Genomic DNA, 20871 nt, shown 5'->3' with positions numbered 1-20871 from the left:
ATTCTATTTCATTGTCTGTCCTTTTGCTCAGAATATACCTTTTTCATCACTTCCGTTTTACCTTCATCCTCTGCTATGGCATGGGTGGTAAACATCATTACTCCGGTCGACTTACCAGCTAGTCCGCCACGCAATACCGTTTCAAAGGCTTCATTGGTAACTATGCCCGGCTCATTGTAGGCCTGGACAATGGGCCATATTTTTGGGTAGGCATTATCTTCAGCATCTATCTTTTTACTAAACCATTCAATGTTCTCCTCCACCCAATTGGGGTCTCTGCCCATTCTTTGGTGGTAGACCATAGGCGAAAAAACATCCACGGTTTTTTTCAAAAGATCATAATCCAAACCCAGAATACGTTCTCTGGCGCCATTAAATTCTTCGTCGTTCCACGGACAATGATAAAGGCCAAGTAGGGCTCTGGGTTTAATTTCGGCCATAATGCTCTTAATATTGGAAGTCCAATCGTAAATAACCTGGCAACGCCATTTTCGCCATGCCGAATCATGGTTGTTAAGAATGTATTCTGCCTTTTCAGCATTTGTGGCATCTGGCAAACGGATATTGCTATCCTTTGAAAAACTATTTAAACAATGCTTGCAAAAGCAAGTTTCAGGCAAAATGGGTTCCGGGTCTTCAAATTGGGCATGCCAGTGTACATAGTCCATCCACACCCCATCCAGATCATACTCTAGTAGCAAGTCGCGCAGCTGGTCAAAACGATATTTTCTGAAACCTGGTTCGGTAGGGCAGGCACCCATAAACCAGGTGGCGGCCGCAACCCTTTCTCCTTTTTCATTTATGGCCCAGGCCTCAGGATGGGTATCCACGTAACCTTTGCCGTTCAAAGTGGCGAATTCGGCATATACCCTGGCCCCTTCGGCCCTTGCCCTGTCTATCATGTCCTCGTTAATGGATCCGCTGTGGACAAATATGGCATTTACCCCAAGGTCGTTTAGTTTATACCCTTTGTCCCATAGGGGTTTGGGGTTCCCGTAGATACCCCTAATTTCAATGGTTTTAGTTGAAGATGACCCACAGGACACACTTCCGAGCATTGAAAAAAGGAATAGGTAGGAACATCGGAGTTTTAGGTTTGAAGTCATTCCCTTTAATTTTTGACAATTAATTTACAACTTCCCGCACAATATTATTGCATGTATTGGCACGATTATGAATGCGGATCAACGTAAAATGGATGTATTATGCCCTTAAATGGATAGAATCCTTATTTTATTCCTCCAAAAGCCCCAAAACACATATTCTTATGCAATATCTCCACCTTGCTAAAGCCTAACTTTTTGATAAGGTCCATCTGATAGTTCATAGATCTTGGAGAATCCTCTTTGTCCACATAATCCAACACTTTTTTCCTGTAGTCCTTTCCGCCCAATTCCTCCAAATAGTCCCCATATCTTTCCCAGGTATATTCATTTAATATTTCGCTGTCCTGGGTAATCAGGTCCGAAATCATAAAACAGCCTCCTGGCTTTAGCAGGCCATATATTTTTTTAAAGGTGTTTTCCCAATCTTGGTCGTCCCTTAAATGGTGCAGTACGGCCCCTGCCAAAATAATATCGAAATGGTTTTGCTTTAAAGGTACCTCCCTGACATCTCCCTTTACTATATGCACCTTTTTATTGGTCTGTTCAGATACCCTTTCTAAGGCCTTGTCCAACATGGGACTACTAAGGTCTACCAAGGTACATTCCAGGTTGGGAAGTTTGGAGAGCATTTTTAGGGAATAGTTTCCCGCGCCACATCCAATGTCCAATAATTGCTCGGCATTGGGGGCAATTCTTTTGGCTGCTTCGGTAATGAGCTCCAAGGAAATTTTTGCGTCGATGGTGGTAAGTTGCCCAGTGTCCAAATTGGAGAAACGCTCCACATCCTTGTCGAAACGTTCCCTGATCTCCGTTATGGTTGATTTTTTCATTACTTGTAAAGTATATATAAGTTCTTCTTTTTTATGATTCGGCCAGGGCCATAATCTTTTCCCAAACACTATCGCTAACGGGCATCCCGTTCTTTAGATTTTCTTCCCTGGTAAGGGCACTCCTTTCCCCAGGATAATAAATTTTGTCTCCGGCCTGCATGGGTTCCACGTCATGGGTATAGTCAATAATTTCGTTTAATAGTTTTTCCTGCAATGCCTTGTCGTTAAAAACTTCTTGGTAAATGCATAGGTACACCTGGGATATCCCGGTTTCAAAATCTTTTTGCCCTACCTTATATGTAGAATTACCGGCGGACAAAAGGGTGGCCAACATATCCAAAATTATGGATAGGGCAGAACCTTTCCAATAACCAATGGGCAGACCGCGTTCCTTTACCGTAATTTTCTCGGGATCGTTGGACAGTTCGTCATTGGCACCCCAGCCCCCAGGGAAGGGTAGTTTTTTGCCCCTTAGTTTATAGTCGTTGATCTTCCCAAAAGCGAATTGGGAAATGGCCATATCCAATACCACATTTCCGCCCTTCCTTGGAATGGATACAATGAACGGATTGTTGCCAATTCGGCTGTCCTTACCGCCCCAAGGCGGCATATTGGGCTGTGTATTGGTGAATAGGATGGAAATGCAACCTGCATCCGCTGCCAACTTTCCATAGGTGCCGCCGCGCATCCAATGATTGGTGTTGCGCAATGCTACAAGGCCCATGCCATGTGTTTTGGCCAGTTCCACGGCCCGATTGGTACACTTGGTAGCATTGATGATACCAGGGCCATAATTCCCGTCCCATCGTTCTATACTGCCAAAGGACTCCACTTTTTCAGCCTCGGCATCAATCTTAACGGAACCGTTTTCCACATATTCCAAAAAAAGGGGTACACGGTTTATTCCGTGTGAATTTACACCGGCCAAGGTACTTTCAGTATAGGTTTGGGCCAGTAAGTGTGCCTTTTCTTGGGGAAACTTATATTTTAGGAACAGTTTGTAGAGTACATCCTGCATATGTTGGGAGTTAATTTGCATGGTTTTTTATTTGTTTTATGGTTGATAGTAAACAACAATCCTTCCGATTGCTGTGATTATAGGTTAATTATGTGCGATAATCTATTTTTCAATGAGCAAATTTTCCAAGTACCTCAGTGCTGAGGCTATTAAATTTTTCCGATTCTTGGCCTTTTCTTTAAAGGAAAGGAGGGTCTTTCTATTTATTTGCCTTCCCTTAATAAAAATGGTTGAAGGGTTTTTCAATGTGGATAATTCTATTAACGGGTTATGATCTACAAGAAGCAAATTGGCAACTTTATCTACTTCAATAGTTCCCAGTTGGTGCATAATGGAATGTGTTTGAGCAGCATTTACCGTGGCCGTTTTCAAAACTTCGTAATTGGAAAGTCCTGCCTCCTTGTAAAATGCAAGTTCTTTATGAATTGAAAATCCAGGCAGTGTAACTCCTATTCCTGCATCGGTTCCACATATAATTGGAACCCCGGCCTTGTGGAGTTCGGCAACGATTTCCAAATGGAAATCGTGTTGATTTTTTATTCTATCCACCACATTGGAATCTTCCATCTTGGCATTGTGCCAGCGGTTAAACTGATTTTTACTGTCTACTTTTTTGATGAGTGGATTCATATAGGATAAAGGTTCCGCCTCTAAAATGGAATCGTTTATCATCATCTGATAAATATTGTTGAACACCGTTAGCGTTGGGCAATAACTGCTATGCTTTGAATTGGAAATTGAATCGATTATAGGTTGTAGTTTAATGGTGTCTAAATTGAACTGCAATGGTTGTTGCACAATTTCTTCGGCGTGTTCAATAGATTTGATCTGTGGATTTAAGTGATATGAAAAGGGCACTTTTTGTGAAGGATGGGCAACGATATCCATTTTGGAAATGCCAGCCTGTTTTACAACAGCATCAAATATATCCCTATCCAATCCATAATAGGTTTTAATAAAATCATAGCCTCTGTCCTTATATGAAATCACTTTATCTTTGGCTTCACTGGGACTGGTTAAATTTAAATTATCGTCACCTATAAATTCCGGGCCTGTGAGCTTAGGCCCCGTTGTGTAAAAGTAGGGGGAAAGTATTTTATCATTGTTTACATCTTCCTTGATCCTTAAATGCATTGGTATACCCCATACATTTCTAACCGCAGTGACACCATTGGCAAGGTACAGTCCAAGTTCGTATTTATCCCATACGTGCACATGCATATCTATGAGTCCGGGGAGTAGAAATTTACCTTGGGCATCAACAATCTCTACTTCTTTGTTGGGTAGACTTTCGGAGATACTTTTAATGATACCATCTTGGATATACACCATTTTATTGGCCAAGACAGTATCTTGGAACATTGGAATTATGTTTACATTGGTTATAAGATAGGTTGTGTTATTGGAAGCCGGCACATTCTTGATTTTCAAATAACTCGTCCCCAATATGTCCAGCCCCAATGCAATGATGGCAGCTATAATCACCATACCAACAATCCCAAGGAAAATTTTCAAAAGGCGTTTTAATAGTTTCATTTATCCAATAGGCGCTAAAATGCTGGTGTAAAATTAATATCGATGTTTTGGTAACTAATTTAGTAAATACATATCGAACCTGCCCAATTGAATCTAGAAATTCAGGCCTGTTAGGATTATAGGTCTAGGAGGATTATACAGGATAGGAATAGTGCCGGACAAAAAGCAGGAAATTTTTTCTTAGGAATAGGGGAGGACTAAATTAAGATCTGTACTAGCTATTGGTTCTATCTTTCTTATTCAGTAATCCGTAGATGATATTGATGGGGAAAATAATTTGACCTAAGATTGTTTTGAATACTATTAAGATAAGGCTATTGTTAAAGTCATATTCCATAATATTATCTCTAAAACAGAGATAAAACAAGTACAATAAAAGTTCCTCCAAAAGTAAAACCTATATGAAACCAATTAAACCATTTGGATAAGGTTTTATTGGCTTTTCCCATAATCCAATACCTTATATAGTCCAACATCTTGGTATATATTTCAAGGTATTTTGGAACGGATATTATTGTTTGTACATTTTACCTTGATTTACCACATCCTTACCATTAACGGTCATGGTAGATTTATAGGTGAAACAATTCCCCTCTATTTTTATTACTTCCATCAAAATACCATTAATTTGATTAATATATTTTTGGGCCACTGTAAGTTCTGATTTGGATTCGTCATAGGTTAGGCGAAAAGTACAGTTATTTATCCATTCAATTTTGGAATGTTCAATTTTAGGAGCCGTCGAACCCTGCTCGTTTCCCGGAATTTCTACCTTATATTCCGTTTGGTAATTCCCTTCCCTGACCAATCTCCATGTTACTGGGGCGGCCCCGCTTGTGTGGACCAAAAAGGTGCCATTTGTAAAGTCTGTGCAATCCAGTTCCTGTGCGCTGGCGAATATTCCGGATAATGCTAAAATAAATAGGATGGTTTTCTTCATAAGAGGCGCAAAGATGTGACTTAATACAATATTTTCAAATCCAATTCAGATTTAATACAATCTATTTTGGCAATTAAGTACAACAGTCTCCTAGAACCATGCGTTACAGGTTTTAAATTGCTAATTTTAGGTCAAGAAGCGGTTATGAATTCTTGGTAGGAGTCTTTAATTTCCCATAATATTCTACATCGACTAATTCCTTGGTCTCCAATCTAAATTCTCTGCGCAATATTCCTTCCAATTCAAATCCTTTTTTTTCGGCTAGGCGTTTACTACCAACATTTTCAGTTCCAATTCTTAAAAATATTTTTTCCATTTTCAGATTTTCAAAACAATATTTAATGGTTTCATCAATGGCTATGGACATTATTCCTTTTCCTTCATATGCCTTGTCTATAAAATAACCTAATTCACATTTTGGAACCCGCCAATCGATATTTTTAACAAACATCATACCTATCAAAACTTGTTGGGAATAAATTCCCAAGGCATAAATTTCCTTCTTTTTTGTTTTTTGCGTTAACTCCTTTAAATAATTGATAGTCGAATCAATATTTTCGTTCTTTTTTAAGGTAAGGGGAAAATATCTAGCTAATCTTTCCTTATTTCTGTTTATCAGGCTAAATAATTCTTTCGCCTCTTTTTCCGCTATTGTTTGGAGATGAATTTTATTCATAATTATGGCCAATGGTTAGTGTATGAAACGGGAATAGGATTTCTGCATCAACATTTTGTTATTGCGCATTATTCCGTTTACTGGTCATTGCAAATGTGCACAGACTTTCGCTTTAACTGTTATGGAGAATGTTTCAAACACCCTGTTGCAAGACGTTTCATTTGTCAACTAATTTTGAGTAAATATCTAAACTAATAAATTCTCCATTTTTAATTTCACAGTCTTGCATAGTTCCTTCCCAATTGAATTTCAGTTTAGCAAGAGCTTTTTTACAATTCACATTTTTAGTCTCCACAAAACCTTCAATTCTATGTAATCCTATACTAGTGAATGCGTGATTAAAAATTAGGGGCATTACTTCGGTCATAAGTCCTTTTCCCCAATTTTCTGGCATCAACCAAAAACCAATTTCTGCCTTTCTATTTTCTTTGTTTATGGCGTTTAATCCTCCTTCTCCAAGAAATCTGCCATCCTCTTTTGAGCAAATAGCCCACCAAATTCCAGTTTCATTTTTTTCCAGGTCGGCATACCAGGCCATTTGTTCTTTTGTTGCTTCCATACTATTAAAACTAATTCCGTAGTACTTAATAATATCGGGGTGTGAAAGCCCTTTAAAAACATTTTCCAAATCCGAATCAACAAATTGTCTTAAGGTTACCCTTTCAGATTCTAGAATTGGAAATGTACTTTTCATTTTATGTTCGTTCTTTAATTATTTATAAGATCATAATTGATTTTAGTTTCGTTTCCGTTGTATGAATCATTGAAACAATCCACTATATCAATGTTTTTTAATTTTTCAATTCGTTCAGAATCGGGGTTGGCAACCCATGCCTCCTTTATTTTTTTGATAAACATATTTTCATCATCGGTTTTTTCAATTAATGCAATTATGTTACCCTTGTTATTATTTTTTAAGTCAATTTCACAATAACCAATTGTTAGTTTTTCACTATTATCAGAAGTTAAAAATGATAAGGTATCCAATACTTTGTATATCCTGTTATTATTAGAATCATATTGGATCCTGGAATAGATTACAAGGTCTCTGTTTTTGTTTTTTAAATGTAGTAATTTGAATTTAGGTTCAATTTCATCATTAAAAAAAGTAGTATCGGATACCTTTTCAAAATTGGCTAATTGGTTTAAACTCCCGTAGTCTTTAAATTGTGTTCCAACTATTGATTCTGAATGTTTTTCTTTACAACCTATACTAATGATTACTGTAAATAGAATAAGTAATTTTGTCATTTTAAGAGGGTGTGAATTTGATTTTTTTATTCAAAATTTTTGATTTGTCTATTCGTAATATTCTTTAAAAAAACGTCCTAAAACAAACGTGTATAACCGTTGGTTAAGGGTTTCTATACATTAACTTTCGGTTTGGCACTGACGTTAGTAATTCCGATAGAATTTAGGCATTGTTGCGTCTAGTGTATTTTTAATCATTTTGCTGTTATTTGATAGGGTGTTTCAGGAAAACCAAAAAGAATTGCTTTTTCCTCGTCAATTTCCTTAATTCCGATAAGTGTACTTCTTTCTCCATTTTCATAAATCGAAGCAAAATATGTTCCCTGAAGTTTTTCCAACACTAATTTTCGACCCTCTATGTTAAGTCTTTTGTTAATTTTATTTATTGTCGGATTATCCAAAATCTTATTAAACACGAAAGGGATTTTTTCATTATTCCATTCAGCTTCGAATTCGATTGCCTGAATTTTCTTTGAGGTCAATTTTGTTTTTGTAGGTCTTATTCTTTCGTAATCCGTAGCGAATTCAGTATCAGCTGTAAGCGATTCTGTTTCGCTAATGGCTGTATGGGTTTTTCCCATTCTGAATATTCTTATCCGATTTTCATTTATAAACACACATTTGGTTTCAGAAAAAGTTTCATTCCTTTCATGTACTTTTTTTGATAATCCGTCTACGCTTATTTTCTCTAACTTAAAGTGAATAATTTGGTTGTTTTCAAATTCAATAAATTCAGGCGCACAATAATCGGACCCTTTTTTAATCATTAACCAAGTTCCATCAAATATCTCCACTTTATAAATCTTTATTACGTTTTCCCAGCATAGAGCACAATTGTTGTGTTATTAAAAGTAGGAGAGCAAACTATCATTTGCTTTCCGCAAATCAGATAACAAAACCTTTCCGATTTTGAGATCTCAGAAATTTGGACAAAATTTGGAATGGAAGCCCAGGCCTGCATTGCTTCATAGGTTTTATTGGCAAGTTTTTAAATCTTTTCCAAAAATTCCATCAATTTCATTTTGGCGTCTTGTTTAGCCTTAAAATCTCCATCATCATTTCCGCCAAATTCATATTCATAATTTTTTCCACTAATATTAATTGTTCCAGTTCTATAACTGGTATTGTCATCGGGATTACTAGAAATTAAGTGTCCAGCGTTTTCATATTTTATATTCTGAAAAGAGTATTTAAAACTATGGGCTTCCAATCTTTTTTCTATCATATCTGCCATTATTGATGATGGCCAAACCTGATCATCACGTCCAGAAAAAAGTAGAACAGGTCCATTGATCTTTTCCACTTTGATGGCCGCTTGTTCTATGAAATCTGTTTTTTGCAACCCCTTTTTCCAATACTCTACCATTATAATTTTATTTGATTCGTTTCCTGTTATTTTATTCATAGGCACGTATGGAATATCAACCCCTTCATATTTCCAGCTCGATTTCAATTCGTTGGAATTGTATGGTAAAACTGTATTTGACCAAGAGACAGCGCTTGGTGCGTAGGCAACAACTCCGCTAATAGATTCAGGGAATATGGAAGCAAGGACTAATGCTAATTCCGCATTTCTTGATGCTCCCATTACAATTATTTTATTTGGATCAACTTCTGGCTGTTTTTTTAACCATACCAAAGCTTTTTCAAAGTATTCTAAATTAATTTCCTCGGGTAATTTGGGTAAGCCTTCCCTTTGGGTATATGGTAATGATAAACCACTATATCCGCTGCTGGCAAACTGTTGCCCCCAGTAATCTCCCCATGGTCCTCCACCTATCAAAACTATTGATACTTTTTTCTTGGTATCGGTTTTTACAAAATAATTTGCCTGAAAACCATTTTCATTTATGTGTCTTGACCTTACACCACTAAATAGAATACTGTCCGCTATAAAATATCCAACAATTAGGAATATTAGTATTCCGATCCCAATAATGTATTTTCTGTTTTTGATCATTTAATAGGGTTGTAGCTAACAATTATATATGACCATAGATCATATATTTTTAATACACCCAATATAGGAAATCTTTAAAATCCAATTGTGTTTTGCCCTGTATTTGGACTAAAAATTCAGGATTGCCCTAGGTGTTTTTACCAAGCCGGATTTTGCCAAACTTTATTAATGTGATTTCTCCATTGCTGCATTGGCACTTTTGTAGAAAGGAATGCTGAGCAGCCATTTCTTATCCTTGGCAGATACACTAAGTGTAATCCCTTCCGTATTTTCCGATTTAATTTTCGCCTTTATTTTCGGGATAGCTTTTTCTGAAGGCATAAGTAACCATACAAAAGTGGCATCGGAAGTTATATCGGTAGTATATGAACTTGTTATATTGGGTCCATAAATATTGTATTCAGGACTATACCAGCCTTGAATTTGAGGATTTTCCTGACCTTTAATAAATTTTGGATTAATTTTTTGCCTACCTACAGGGATAATTGCTAGGTTTCCCCTTTTGTTAATCGTCTTCACAATAGACCTTTCTTTTTCTACCTTATTATCAGGATGCCAGTGCCAAAGGGCTTCAATGGTGCGTGGTCTATCTGTTTCAACTCGGTCTACCACCACCCAGAATTCGTTACGAACATAGAACATTGCCCTGGTATGTTTCGCCTTTCCGGCTATATCGATAAATTGATCAAAGGAATTTGAAGCATAATCAAAACCTTTTGTTATTTTAAAGTGACTTTCAGCTAAGGGTTCTTGGGCAAGTTTGGGGCCGCTAGTTTGTCCTTTACCGTCAATTAAAATCAAGTTGTGTCCCGCACTGCCCTTGGCATAAGGACGGAATTTTTCGGCTACCTCACCGGTATAGGCAAATCTTCCCGAATCTACCAAGAAATCCTTTCCAAAGGCGGAAACGGAAAGGTGAAGTTTGTCATTGTGTTGATGGCCACTGCCCCAAGGTCCCATGTCAAAAAACGACCATTGGGCATCCTGGTCGAAACCACTACGGGAAACAAAATGTCCTGCCCAAGGATAGAAATAGGAGGGACCGTCAACAGGTTTGCTTCCAGATTGGCCATTGGCAACAATATATTCCCAATCTGGATGGTTATACTTTTTAGCTCCTTTTAAGATGAAGTTACGGTCACTACCCCTGTCGCCATCATTGTTCATCAATCGAAAACCACTAGGTCTCACCATATGCGAAATATAGCCGTACATGTCCTCTATGGTGTTATTGTAGAAGTCGGGCAAAGTCTTGTTGGCTTTGTCACAGATATCTTTGAAAAGTTCAAAATTAATTAAGGATACGTTATGGTAATGCGAACTTAGTTCGGTTTGTACCCCATCTGGATATACCTGATCTTTCATGCTTTCCACCATAGTTTCAATGGCATAGTCCAGCCATTCTTCAGAATTTTTATATTCCGGAAAATAGGCTGCCACCGTTGCCAATGAGGAAATTTCCATGGTTAGCCAATTATTGCTGCCGTGAAAATTTCTATTGTAATGGGCATGATCGGGCAAACTACTGAGCATTAGTAGTTGTGTGGCAGGGGAAATATAATCGCTGTTTATTAGTCCGTAAAACATTTTGGTCCATTTTTTTGCTCGGGCAGCTACCTCCAATCCCCGCCATACAGAGGTGCTGCTTTTAACCGCAGGGTAGGGCATGCTCTTAATTATAAAATCCCTTAAGAATAGGTCCATATATTGGGCATATTTGGGGTTTCCGGTTTCCAAATAAGTATTGAATATTTGGCTTAACTGACTATGCCTATTGGAAAGCCAAGCCCATTCCTTGTCATTATTGGGGCCTTTGTAGTACCAGTCGCGATGCCTATCTTCAAGATAGGGAACTTTTCCACGTACATTTTGTACCACAAAAACATTGGTCAGAATGGTATCGGCAGCGGCTACTTCCCGCATCGTTTTTGTTGGAATTTCTTTGCGTAGATCGGCGGCCATGGCTCCATTTTTATAATAGGCCAATAATTCGTTGCATGCCTCTAAGGTATTACCATCGCTGTGGGCCAATTTTACCTTTTCCAGTCCCGTATAATCTAAATTAAATTGATTCAACATATTTTCTATGGTCTCGGGATAGGAGGTGATAAGGTCTTCTACAGAGGTTATGCTTTTCCAATTTTGTTGAGCAATAAGCTGGGAAGTGATGCAAAAAAATAGGACAGTCAGTGATAATGGTTTGATGATTTTTAGCATGCTTTTATTTTTGAATAAACTTGTTTACGGCAATAGACCTGTCGGGATCCCCTTGGGTACTCCAGATAACTAATTTTCCCTCACCGTCTACCTGCAAGCCCACGGCCGCATTAAAATCGACCCCATTCATACAATTAAATGTTTTGGAATCGATTTTCTCCATGATGGGTTCAAAAGATCCCAGCTTGCTAACAAGGATTAAATCGGCCTGTCCAGCAGCATCTTTTTTATGAAAACCAATGGCATAAATGGCAGAGTCATCCTTGATAAGGTTGATGGATTGATAGCTTCCCCAATCAATTGGCGCAGTAAAACTATACAGGAATTTATGTTCCCCTTTTTCGGTGTCGATTTGGTAAAAGTCCCAGTTTCGGGAGTCCCAATTTGCTACTACTGCCAAATGATGATTATCCAAGGCCAATAATCCCGTTGCTCCCGCTGTTTTCTGTTTAGACTGGCCCTCGCGTTCAATAATTATATTAGGCCGACTCTTAGAAAGGGCATTGTTCCTATAATTGTAGAGGCAGACCTTGGAAGTGGTTTTAAGGATATTGTCCTCAATGCCAACAATCATATAAGGTTCACTGACTTGAATCCCCCCGGCATGCCTGTAAGGATCTGTCATTAGTGTAATTAACTTATCCGTTTTTCGTTTTTTAAGGTTTATTTGTAAAACGTAGGCCTTGGTAAGTGAACTCCCAGAGACGAGAAGTTTTTCCGTCCCCTTCTTTTCTATAAATTGAACCCCTTGGAAATGGCCACTTTCACTTGGGACTTTTATTTTATTATTGATTAGGATTACTTCCGGATCGGAATTCAAGGCTTTAAAGGCTTCGGGCGCATTTGCTACATGTTGACTAAAACCCAAATTAGGGGTTAGCCATATGTTGGCTATTAGAAAAAGTATTTTTAATATATGGTGTTGGCTCATGGAGATCATATTTTAATTAAAGTTCACCACAAATGGCCTATAGAAATCACGGCCAAATTAAAATGCAATACAGTTGGATTTATAACTTTTGCCACTTCGAGTGACATTCTTCCGCTTTTTGATTTGTAAATATGGTATATTTTTATTGTTTAAACGATTAAATACATATATTGAAATCAATTTTTTTTGTTTTCTCCATAAAATTAAACTTATGTCTAAAAACTTCAATTGCCAATTTACCAATATTAGAATATTTCTGGTATTCCTAAGCTGCACCTTCTCCAGTTTTTCCCAAACCGATTATTCGGTGCTGGATTATTGGAAATATTATTCCGACGCGGAAAATCAACTTTATAAGCAACAAAGTGAAATTTCGTTTGAAACACTTGCCCAAAGAAAAGAGTCCATTTCAAAGCTACGGACGAAAATAGATTGGAAAGGGAGACAAGAATTGGTCAAAGAAAAGCTACAGGAGTCCATAGGGGATTTTCCAGCAATAACACCTTTGAATCCTATAATTACCAAAAGGATTAAAAAGGATGGGTATAGCATAGAAAAATTATATTTCGAATCTATGCCGGGGGTAAAGGTAACAGCTGCTTTTTTTATTCCACAAGGCAAAAGGAGGAACCTGCCAACTATAATATATTGCAGTGGTCATAGCGATTTGGCTTTTAGAAGCGATATCTATCAACATGTTATTCTCAATCTGGTAAAAAAGGGTTTTGCCGTCTTTGCTTTTGACCCTTACGGACAAGGGGAAAGATTGCAGTATTTTGATCAGAACCAGGGCAAGTCACGCTTTAGTCCAACGCGTGAGCATTCCTATCCCGGGGCACAGTTGTTTGTCAACGGGGAATCCACTGGTAAATATATGATTTGGGATGGAATTAGGGCAGTAGATTATTTACTTACCCGTAAGGAAGTGGACCCCAACCGTATTGGTATTACCGGCAGGTCTGGTGGTGGAACACAGTCTTCCCACATTGCGGCCTTCGATGAGCGTATTAAAGCTTCAGCCCCGGAATGTTATATCACCAGTATGGAATATCAATTAAAATCAGGAGGGCCACAGGATGCAGAGCAGAATTTTCCCCGGGGTATTCAACTTGGTTTGGACCATGCAGATCTTTTGGAGGTGAGGGCTCCCAAACCAACTTTGATGATAACTACAACACGGGATATGTTTAGTATTCAGGGAGCACGGGATACCTATCAGGAAACGAAATTGGCGTACAAAGCTTTTGGTAAAGAAGAAAATATGATGATGGTGGAGGACAATGCCGGGCATCAATCTACCCTAAAAAATAGGGAAGCCATGTATGCTTTTTTTCAAAAGCATTTGGATAACCCGGGAGATTCCAAGGATGAGGAAGTGGTTATTTTTCCGGTAGAAGAATTGTATGTTACGGAAACGGGTCAACTTTCAACATCGGTTGGGAGCAAATTTTTGTTCGATGTAAATAGTGATCTGACCAAGAAAAATATGGAGGTATTGAATGGGAGCAGGCAGAATATGGGCCAACATTTAATCGATTTAAAACAAAAGGTACAAGCAATTACGGGTTATACAGAAAATGCCAAGAAAGCAAAATTGATATTTTCCGGACAAACAGAATTTGAAACCTATTTTTTAAATAAATATCTGATAGTTGAAGAAGGGGACAAAATAATTCCGTTTGTAACCTTGGTGCCGAAACAACCCATGGGTAGCTCGGCACTTTATTTGGATAATATGGAGAATAAGGAGTCGGACGAGGCTTATGCCATTCCCATACAAATGGTCAAAAAAGGTGTTACCGTAATTGTCCCAGATATGCCTGGCTACGGTGAATTGGGACCCGGGTATTTAAAAGGTGATGCCTATTTTGAAAATACCTCCTACAATCAATGGTTTGCAGGGATATTGAACGGAAAAAGTACGATTGCCTTGCATGTGGAGGCCATAGAAACGCTGCTGGAAGTGTGTAAAACGAATTTGAAATTGGACGATAAAGAATTTATGGGAATATCTAAAGGGGGCTTTAATTCCAGTCTATTGCACGCTGCTGTTTCGGGGGTGGAATTTTCAAGGATGTTGTTTTTGGATCCAATGCTTTCATTTGAAACCATAGTTTCCAACAAAGTCTACAACCCTGCTCATATACCTTTTACCGTTGCCGGCGCCTTGCCTAATTATGACTTGCAGGATCTGTCGGCAGCCTTTGCCCCACGAAAATTGATGCTGGTTGTGGAGACGGATGGCGGAGCAATGGATACCGAGTACTCGCAGACCTATGATTTTGTGAAGGAACATTATAAATCCATGAACAAGGCCAATAACTTTTCTGTTGAAAAAATCGATTCTGAAAAGGGAGCAATAGAGGCCGTAGATAAATTTATATCCAAGCTGTAACGGTTTGTCCATAAAATAACCAAGAGTATCATGAAAATAAATTTATTTCTTGCCCTGGGAATTTTAAGTATAGTAGCCTGCAAAGATGCTCATCCCGTTATACAGATGTCCGCAGAGGATAGCGCTCTATTTGCCAAAGCTCATGAAAATGCCATTTTGGCCAATGAGGGTTTTATTAGGAGCGAAGACTTTGTTCATGGTTGGTTGCAGGAGGCTGATCCCGAATCGGGCCTAATTCCGAGAAACCTTCAAACCGATAAGGACATATGGAATGCGAAAGATGCTGCCGCCGATAATTATCCGTTTATGGTGCTCACTTCTTTTTTTACAGATCAGGCTTTATTTGATGGGACAATGTTGGATATGTTACATGCTGAAAAAAAACTCACTTCCAGGGTTAACAGTCTACCTGATACCTATTCTTTTTCTAAAAAGGATTTTCAAAATGAAAAATTGGATATGGCAGAAATCATTTTTGGGACTTCGGAATATATTAAGGATGGCTTGCTGCCCCTTACAGAATGGTTAGGAAAAAGTCCATGGTCGGAAAGAATGATGGAGATGCTGTACGACATGAAGAATGAAGTAAATGTTGCAGATGGGATATCCAGGGATGGTTCCAATGCAACACGGGAAGAAGTGAATGGCGAATTGCTACAGACCCTTTCCCGAATATACTGGATGACCGGCGATGAAAAGTTCTTGGACTGGGCCGTAGCTATTGGGGACTATTATCTACTGGGCGACCACCATCCCACAAAGGACTTGGATTACCTTAGGCTGCGAGACCATGGGTGTGAGTTGATATCTGGCTTATGTGAATTGTACGTTTCTACAAGCTTTGCCAAACCTAACAAAAGGGAAGCCTATAAAAAACCATTACACGAGATGATGGATAGGATTCTGGAAGTTGGTAGAAATGCCGATGGATTATTTTATGACGCCATAAATCCCCAAACAGGAGAAATTGTACAGGAACGTCCTGCCGATAATTGGGGATATACCCTAAACGGATTTTATGCCGTTTATTTATTGGATAAGAATCCGAAATATAGGGAAGCCATATTGAAAATTTATTCCAATTTAAACAAATATACCAACTATGATTGGGAAAACGGCAGTGCTGATGGGTATGCGGATGCCATTGAAGGAGCCCTAAATTTGTACAACCGAATTCCGCATCCCTCCGTCGCCAAATGGATGGACAGTGAAATAAAAGTAATGTGGGCCATGCAGCAGGAAAATGGAATTATAGAAGGCTGGCATGGCGATGGCAACTTTGCGCGGACTTCCATTATGTATAATTTATGGAAAAGCAAGGGCTTGTATGTAAAGCCTTGGAGAGATGACCTGTTTATGGGAGCGGAGCAAAAAGGGGATTCCTTATTGATCTCTATCAAATCTGAACTCCCCTGGAAAGGAAAGCTATATTTTGATAAACCTAGACATAGGGAGAATATGAAATTGCCTATGGATTGGGCCAGAATCAACCAATTTCCCGAGTGGTTTACAGCAGATAAAGATCGTGAATATACATTGGTGGATTATGACAAGTCCGAACCTACTAAATATCAAGGCAACCAGCTAATAGATGGCATTGATATCGAAATAGAGGGTAACAAAAATATCGTAGTGTATTAGCGGCTTAAATTCACCTACATAAAAATCTAAATTCCAGTTTATGATCCAACACACAGTAGTGCTCAAGTTAAAATACCCCAAAGGCTCGCCTGAAGAAAAAGAGTTTCTTATCGCGGCAGCCAAATTGGCCTTGATACCTGGAGTCCATAATTTTCAATCCTTGCGACAAATAAGTAAGAAGAACGATTTTGAGTATGGTTTGTCAATGGAATTTGACAACATGGGGGATTATAATGCCTATAATGTACATCCGGACCACACTAGATTTGTTACAACTTATTGGGCCAAGTACGTAGAGAAATTTTTGGAATTGGATTACGAGCCTATCATCTAATAATACACTCTACAGAATACAACTACACCTATGGTAAAAGCTGAGAGACAATGTAGGGTGTGGATCAACCAGTTTATAGCTTTATCTGGGGCTGATTTTGAAGTCGTGGGTCTTTGGATTTAATAGTGACCGGCCTATTTTCCATGACCTCTGTAATTCTCTCCATGGTCTCCACTTCAAGTCTATGCATTGCTTCATGGGTGTAAAAAGTTAAGTGGGGCAGTAGGATCACATTGTCCATTTCGTAAAGCTTTTTTAACGGATGGTCCGTTTTGTTCAATGGCTCCTGGCTGTAGACATCAAGGCCGGCACCGGCAATTTGTTTTTTCTCCAAGGCATTCAAGAGTGCCAATTCATCTATCAAGGCACCTCGGGCAGAATTGATAATGATAGCGGCTTCTTTCATTACCGAAAACTCCTTGGCCCCTATGAGGTGTTTGGTATTTTTGTTCAAAACGGAATGAAGGGAAATAAAATCGCACTCCTTAAGCATTTCGGAGAGGTCATCATATTTCTGAATCCCCCTTTTTGCCAATTCCACTTTCGTCTTGCTGGGGTCGTAACCAATAACTCTTGCCCTAAACCCCAGGCCCGCCATCCTTGCCATGCTACTTCCTATTTTACCACAACCAATGATACCGAGTGTTTTTCCGGCAATATCCTGTCCCAGCCACTCGCTACTTGGCCATACCCAAGCTTTGCTGTTCATTTGCTTTTGTAGCGTTGGCAGCTTTTTGGCCAGTGCAATAAGCATGGCAAATGCCCCTTCTGCGACGGTCTCCTCTGCGTATTCCGGAATATTGACCACCACTATGCCCCGTGCGTTGGCCGCCGGAATATCTATAGCATCTATTCCTACCCCATATTTTACTATAGCTTTAAGCCTTTTTGCCGACTCTATGACATTCTTGGTAATAGGGGTGTAGCACATTAAAAGGATGTCGCAATCCTCCAATTCTTTCATTAGGATTTCTTCTGATACCCCATCAGGGAGCAAAACCAGATCATGTCCATTTTTCCTAAGGGTTTCGTCTATAAATGGAGTTTCGAGCTCCATATCGGTTCTTACTATTTTCATATTATGGTATAATCGGTAATGGTTGGTTTCCTTAAATTGGTAAATTATTGGTTAAAACAAATATAGTAGAAATGCTACTAGGTATTAAATGTAGTATTCCGAGGATTGTTTTATTTCCTTCAATACAAATGTACTGTTGAGAACACCGATATTTTCGATCTTGGAGAGCTTGGTCTTTACAAAGTCATGATATTCCTCTAGACTTTTGGTGTGGATTTTTAAGATGAAATCTACCTGACCGGCCAAATGGTAACATTCCTGAACCTCGTCCAAACTCTGTACCTGTGCCTCAAATTTCTCAATAAAGGCTTCGTTATGATACCGCATGGATACTTGGCATATAACGGTTATGGAGCGGTCTATTTGCTTTTTGTCCAGAATGGCTACGTATTTTTTAATAACCCCTTGTTTTTCCAGTCTACGGACCCTTTCGTAAACAGGGGAGGGGGTTAGATTGAGTATTGCGGCGATTTCCTTTGCCGTTTTTTTGGAATCTTTTTGTAAAATCCTTAGAATGGTAATATCGGTTTGATCTAATTGCTCCATAGTGGGGATAAAAATTACTTTAAAATAATTATTTTTGTATCTATAAAAGTAAATAAAACTTTTAAATGGACATAATTAAGGGATAATTACTTAATTATTTCAGATATTTACTTGTATAGATCGTATTTAGTAATTTCGACAGTAATTAACACTTTTGTTAATTAGACTAAAACGGTACATTATGAAAGCAAAAGTTCTAGTAATCGGCGCCAATGGACAATTGGGAACTGTACTTGTAAAAGAATTACAGCACCATCATGGTTTGGACAATGTGGTAGCTACCGATATAAAGAAAACCTATAATTTTAAAGGAATCTTTGAAGTCTTGGATGCCACTAATAGAATACATTTGAGCGAGGTGGTTACCAAATATGGGATTACCCAAATTTATCATTTGGCGGCAATTTTGTCTGCAAAGGGAGAAGAAAATCCGTTGGGGACTTGGGATCTTAATATGAGGATGCTTTTTAATGTATTGGAAGTAGCCAGAATCCACGTATTGGACAAGGTGTTCTTTCCGAGTTCCATTGCCGTTTTTGGAGAGGATGCCCCTTGGGTGAATACTCCCAACAACGCATTTCTAAATCCTGCAACAGTATATGGAATGAGCAAGGCTGCAGGAGAACAATGGGCACAGTACTATTTTTTAAGATATGGTTTGGATGTAAGGTCTCTTCGCTACCCTGGGGTTATAGGTTACCAATCCTTGCCTGGTGGTGGTACTACGGATTACGCGGTGGAAATTTTCCACAAGGCCGTCTTGGAAGAAGAATTTGTTTGTTTCCTCAATGAAGATACTACCCTGCCCATGATCTTCATGGATGACGCTATCAGGGCAACAATGGAATTAATGGAGGCACCTAAGAAAGACATTAAAATAAGAACTGCCTATAATCTTGCCGGAAGTAGCTTTTCCCCAGAAGATATTGTAAGGGAAATATGTAAATACTATCCGGAGTTTAAGGTAAAATATGAACCGGATTTTAGGCAGGACATTGCTGCCCGTTGGCCAAAATCTATAAGTGACGTTGAGGCTACATTGGATTGGGGATGGAAACCGGAATACGATCTGGAAAGGATTGTTCGCACCATGATTGAAAAACTAAAGGAGCAATACGTACCGCATTAATAGATCCGTTAGGGCTATTTAAACAAAATACAATGCCTCGACCTAGGTTGGGCAAAAAAAAGAAATAAAAGACATGTATTCAACAGTAAAAAACGAATTACGGGAAGAGCTTGAGGGCATTAAGGCCGAGGGACTTTATAAGGAAGAAAGAATAATTACGACTCCCCAGGGTGCGGAGATCAAAACCACCAATACCAAGGAGGTCCTTAATTTTTGTGCCAACAATTATTTGGGTCTTTCAGCACATCCAGACGTTATAAAAGCGGGGAAAGAAGCTATTGATACCCATGGTTTTGGCTTATCTTCAGTACGTTTTATATGCGGTACCCAGGATATCCATAAGGAATTGGAACGCAAGACCGCCGAATTTTTGGGAATGGAGGATTGTATATTGTACGCCGCCGCATTTGATGCCAACGGTGGACTATTTGAACCCATTCTAGGGCCGGAAGACGCCATTATTTCAGATGCACTTAACCATGCCTCAATAATAGATGGTATACGATTGTGCAAGGCCAAGCGATTTAGATATGAGCATAATTCCATGTCCGACCTTGAAGAACAGTTGAAGGCAGCTAAAGGTTCCCGAAGAATTTTGATCGTCACCGATGGTTCTTTTTCAATGGACGGAACCATTGCACAATTGGATAAAATCTGCGATTTGGCGGATAAATATGAGGCCATGGTCATGATAGACGAATGTCACTCTACCGGTTTTTTAGGAGCCACCGGGCGTGGTTCCCATGAATATAGAAATGTAATGGGAAGGATAGATATCATTACCGGAACTTATGGTAAAGCTCTTGGGGGTGCTTCAGGAGGCTTTACAGCGGCGAGAAAAGAAATTGTGGATATGCTGAGACAGCGTTCTAGACCTTACCTATTTTCCAACACTGTTGCGCCCTCAATAGTAGGGGCTTCAATTAAAGTTTTGGATTTATTGGCTTCTTCAACCGCACTTCGCGATAAGTTGGAGGCCAATACTAAATATTTTCGATCTGCCATGACCGCAGCCGGTTTCGATATAGTACCTGGAGATCACCCTATTGTTCCAGTAATGCTTTATGAGGCACCCTTGGCCCAGGAGTTCGCGGCCAAATTGTTGGAGGAGGGAATTTATGTAATCGGTTTTTTCTATCCTGTAGTTCCAAAAGGGAAAGCCAGAATTAGGGTGCAGTTGTCCGCAGCCCATGAACAGCACCATTTGGAAAAGGCAGTAGAGGCCTTTACCAAAGTAGGGAAGGCGCTAAAAGTAATTTAAGTCCTGATTTGGAAATGGCATT

General features: G+C 39.0%; 19 protein-coding genes. 5 read left to right on the top strand and 14 right to left on the bottom strand.

Going from position 1 to position 20871, the window contains the following annotated elements:
* Positions 1 to 8: 8 nt before the first annotated feature.
* The 12 genes from MWU82_RS15620 to MWU82_RS15565 all read right to left on the bottom strand — a co-directional run bounded on the left by MWU82_RS15620 (position 9) and on the right by MWU82_RS15565 (position 12465).
* Complete coding sequence (locus MWU82_RS15620; RefSeq protein WP_247097087.1) at positions 9 to 1106, bottom strand: hypothetical protein; 1098 nt, start codon at positions 1104 to 1106, stop codon at positions 9 to 11.
* 122 nt (positions 1107 to 1228) lie between these two features.
* On the bottom strand, positions 1229 to 1936 hold the full coding sequence (locus MWU82_RS15615) for a class I SAM-dependent methyltransferase (RefSeq protein WP_247097086.1): 708 nt from the start codon (positions 1934 to 1936) through the stop codon (positions 1229 to 1231).
* Positions 1937 to 1967: 31 nt separating this feature from the next.
* Positions 1968 to 2975, bottom strand: a complete 1008-nt coding sequence (yiaK, locus tag MWU82_RS15610) for a 3-dehydro-L-gulonate 2-dehydrogenase (RefSeq protein WP_247097085.1) — start codon at positions 2973 to 2975, stop codon at positions 1968 to 1970.
* 81 nt (positions 2976 to 3056) lie between these two features.
* Positions 3057 to 4469 (bottom strand): amidohydrolase family protein, encoded by a 1413-nt coding sequence (locus MWU82_RS15605; RefSeq protein WP_247097084.1) that lies wholly within the window; start codon positions 4467 to 4469, stop codon positions 3057 to 3059.
* Positions 4470 to 5001: 532 nt separating this feature from the next.
* Positions 5002 to 5430 carry a hypothetical protein gene (locus MWU82_RS15600; protein ID WP_247097083.1) on the bottom strand — a complete coding sequence of 143 codons (429 nt, stop codon included), beginning with the start codon at positions 5428 to 5430 and terminating at the stop codon, positions 5002 to 5004.
* Between the two features lie 142 nt (positions 5431 to 5572).
* On the bottom strand, positions 5573 to 6106 hold the full coding sequence (locus MWU82_RS15595) for a GNAT family protein (protein ID WP_247097082.1): 534 nt from the start codon (positions 6104 to 6106) through the stop codon (positions 5573 to 5575).
* A gap of 157 nt (positions 6107 to 6263) precedes the next feature.
* Positions 6264 to 6800 carry a GNAT family N-acetyltransferase gene (locus MWU82_RS15590; protein WP_247097081.1) on the bottom strand — a complete coding sequence of 179 codons (537 nt, stop codon included), beginning with the start codon at positions 6798 to 6800 and terminating at the stop codon, positions 6264 to 6266.
* 14 nt (positions 6801 to 6814) lie between these two features.
* Positions 6815 to 7357: a hypothetical protein gene (locus MWU82_RS15585; RefSeq protein ID WP_247097080.1), complete on the bottom strand. Its 543-nt coding sequence runs from the start codon at positions 7355 to 7357 to the stop codon at positions 6815 to 6817.
* 194 nt (positions 7358 to 7551) lie between these two features.
* The gene (locus tag MWU82_RS15580; protein WP_247097079.1) at positions 7552 to 8151 is read right to left on the bottom strand and encodes a hypothetical protein; all 600 of its coding nucleotides are present in this window, start codon (positions 8149 to 8151) and stop codon (positions 7552 to 7554) included.
* 194 nt (positions 8152 to 8345) lie between these two features.
* Positions 8346 to 9317 carry an acyl-CoA thioester hydrolase/BAAT C-terminal domain-containing protein gene (locus MWU82_RS15575; RefSeq protein ID WP_247097078.1) on the bottom strand — a complete coding sequence of 324 codons (972 nt, stop codon included), beginning with the start codon at positions 9315 to 9317 and terminating at the stop codon, positions 8346 to 8348.
* A gap of 165 nt (positions 9318 to 9482) precedes the next feature.
* Positions 9483 to 11534, bottom strand: a complete 2052-nt coding sequence (locus tag MWU82_RS15570) for an alginate lyase family protein (protein WP_247097077.1) — start codon at positions 11532 to 11534, stop codon at positions 9483 to 9485.
* Between the two features lie 4 nt (positions 11535 to 11538).
* Positions 11539 to 12465 carry a hypothetical protein gene (locus MWU82_RS15565; RefSeq protein WP_247097076.1) on the bottom strand — a complete coding sequence of 309 codons (927 nt, stop codon included), beginning with the start codon at positions 12463 to 12465 and terminating at the stop codon, positions 11539 to 11541.
* A 211-nt stretch (positions 12466 to 12676) separates the two neighbouring features.
* Here MWU82_RS15565 and MWU82_RS15560 point away from each other — a divergent pair, with 211 nt between their 5' ends.
* Genes MWU82_RS15560 through MWU82_RS15550 form a run of 3 tightly spaced genes read left to right on the top strand, consistent with a single transcriptional unit; the run spans position 12677 to position 16835 of the window.
* A complete protein-coding gene (locus tag MWU82_RS15560) occupies positions 12677 to 14860 on the top strand; it encodes an acetylxylan esterase (RefSeq protein ID WP_247097075.1) in 2184 nt (727 codons plus the stop codon).
* A 30-nt stretch (positions 14861 to 14890) separates the two neighbouring features.
* On the top strand, positions 14891 to 16501 hold the full coding sequence (locus MWU82_RS15555) for a hypothetical protein (RefSeq protein WP_247097074.1): 1611 nt from the start codon (positions 14891 to 14893) through the stop codon (positions 16499 to 16501).
* A 40-nt stretch (positions 16502 to 16541) separates the two neighbouring features.
* Positions 16542 to 16835, top strand: coding sequence for a Dabb family protein (locus MWU82_RS15550; RefSeq protein ID WP_247097073.1), 294 nt, complete (start codon positions 16542 to 16544; stop codon positions 16833 to 16835).
* 73 nt (positions 16836 to 16908) lie between these two features.
* Here MWU82_RS15550 and MWU82_RS15545 read toward each other — a convergent pair whose 3' ends face one another.
* Positions 16909 to 17913 carry an NAD(P)-dependent oxidoreductase gene (locus MWU82_RS15545; protein WP_247097072.1) on the bottom strand — a complete coding sequence of 335 codons (1005 nt, stop codon included), beginning with the start codon at positions 17911 to 17913 and terminating at the stop codon, positions 16909 to 16911.
* 84 nt (positions 17914 to 17997) lie between these two features.
* Positions 17998 to 18459: an Lrp/AsnC family transcriptional regulator gene (locus MWU82_RS15540; RefSeq protein WP_215949028.1), complete on the bottom strand. Its 462-nt coding sequence runs from the start codon at positions 18457 to 18459 to the stop codon at positions 17998 to 18000.
* 181 nt (positions 18460 to 18640) lie between these two features.
* Between MWU82_RS15540 and MWU82_RS15535 the strand changes: the two genes are divergently transcribed.
* Together MWU82_RS15535 and kbl are read left to right on the top strand one after the other, a co-directional pair.
* Positions 18641 to 19588, top strand: a complete 948-nt coding sequence (locus MWU82_RS15535; protein ID WP_247097071.1) for an NAD-dependent epimerase/dehydratase family protein — start codon at positions 18641 to 18643, stop codon at positions 19586 to 19588.
* 73 nt (positions 19589 to 19661) lie between these two features.
* Positions 19662 to 20849 carry a glycine C-acetyltransferase gene (gene kbl, locus MWU82_RS15530; protein WP_247097070.1) on the top strand — a complete coding sequence of 396 codons (1188 nt, stop codon included), beginning with the start codon at positions 19662 to 19664 and terminating at the stop codon, positions 20847 to 20849.
* Positions 20850 to 20871: the final 22 nt, after the last annotated feature.

Source organism: Arenibacter sp. S6351L (assembly GCF_023016025.1).
Classification (GTDB): domain Bacteria; phylum Bacteroidota; class Bacteroidia; order Flavobacteriales; family Flavobacteriaceae; genus Arenibacter; species Arenibacter algicola_B.
This window is presented reverse-complemented; position numbering and strand designations above follow the sequence as displayed.

Bases quoted from the DNA above. Each gene is read 5' to 3' on its own strand.
- yiaK (WP_247097085.1), bottom strand. From the start codon at position 2,975: ATGCAAATTAACTCCCAACATATGCAGGATGTACTCTACAAACTGTTC.
- MWU82_RS15555 (WP_247097074.1), top strand. From the start codon at position 14,891: ATGAAAATAAATTTATTTCTTGCCCTGGGAATTTTAAGTATAGTAGCC.
- MWU82_RS15545 (WP_247097072.1), bottom strand. From the start codon at position 17,913: ATGAAAATAGTAAGAACCGATATGGAGCTCGAAACTCCATTTATAGAC.
- MWU82_RS15620 (WP_247097087.1), bottom strand. From the start codon at position 1,106: ATGACTTCAAACCTAAAACTCCGATGTTCCTACCTATTCCTTTTTTCA.
- MWU82_RS15595 (WP_247097082.1), bottom strand. From the start codon at position 6,106: ATGAATAAAATTCATCTCCAAACAATAGCGGAAAAAGAGGCGAAAGAA.
- MWU82_RS15565 (WP_247097076.1), bottom strand. From the start codon at position 12,465: ATGAGCCAACACCATATATTAAAAATACTTTTTCTAATAGCCAACATA.
- MWU82_RS15540 (WP_215949028.1), bottom strand. From the start codon at position 18,459: ATGGAGCAATTAGATCAAACCGATATTACCATTCTAAGGATTTTACAA.
- MWU82_RS15560 (WP_247097075.1), top strand. From the start codon at position 12,677: ATGTCTAAAAACTTCAATTGCCAATTTACCAATATTAGAATATTTCTG.
- MWU82_RS15600 (WP_247097083.1), bottom strand. From the start codon at position 5,430: ATGAAGAAAACCATCCTATTTATTTTAGCATTATCCGGAATATTCGCC.
- kbl (WP_247097070.1), top strand. From the start codon at position 19,662: ATGTATTCAACAGTAAAAAACGAATTACGGGAAGAGCTTGAGGGCATT.
- MWU82_RS15575 (WP_247097078.1), bottom strand. From the start codon at position 9,317: ATGATCAAAAACAGAAAATACATTATTGGGATCGGAATACTAATATTC.
- MWU82_RS15585 (WP_247097080.1), bottom strand. From the start codon at position 7,357: ATGACAAAATTACTTATTCTATTTACAGTAATCATTAGTATAGGTTGT.
- MWU82_RS15590 (WP_247097081.1), bottom strand. From the start codon at position 6,800: ATGAAAAGTACATTTCCAATTCTAGAATCTGAAAGGGTAACCTTAAGA.
- MWU82_RS15550 (WP_247097073.1), top strand. From the start codon at position 16,542: ATGATCCAACACACAGTAGTGCTCAAGTTAAAATACCCCAAAGGCTCG.
- MWU82_RS15535 (WP_247097071.1), top strand. From the start codon at position 18,641: ATGAAAGCAAAAGTTCTAGTAATCGGCGCCAATGGACAATTGGGAACT.
- MWU82_RS15570 (WP_247097077.1), bottom strand. From the start codon at position 11,534: ATGCTAAAAATCATCAAACCATTATCACTGACTGTCCTATTTTTTTGC.
- MWU82_RS15615 (WP_247097086.1), bottom strand. From the start codon at position 1,936: ATGAAAAAATCAACCATAACGGAGATCAGGGAACGTTTCGACAAGGAT.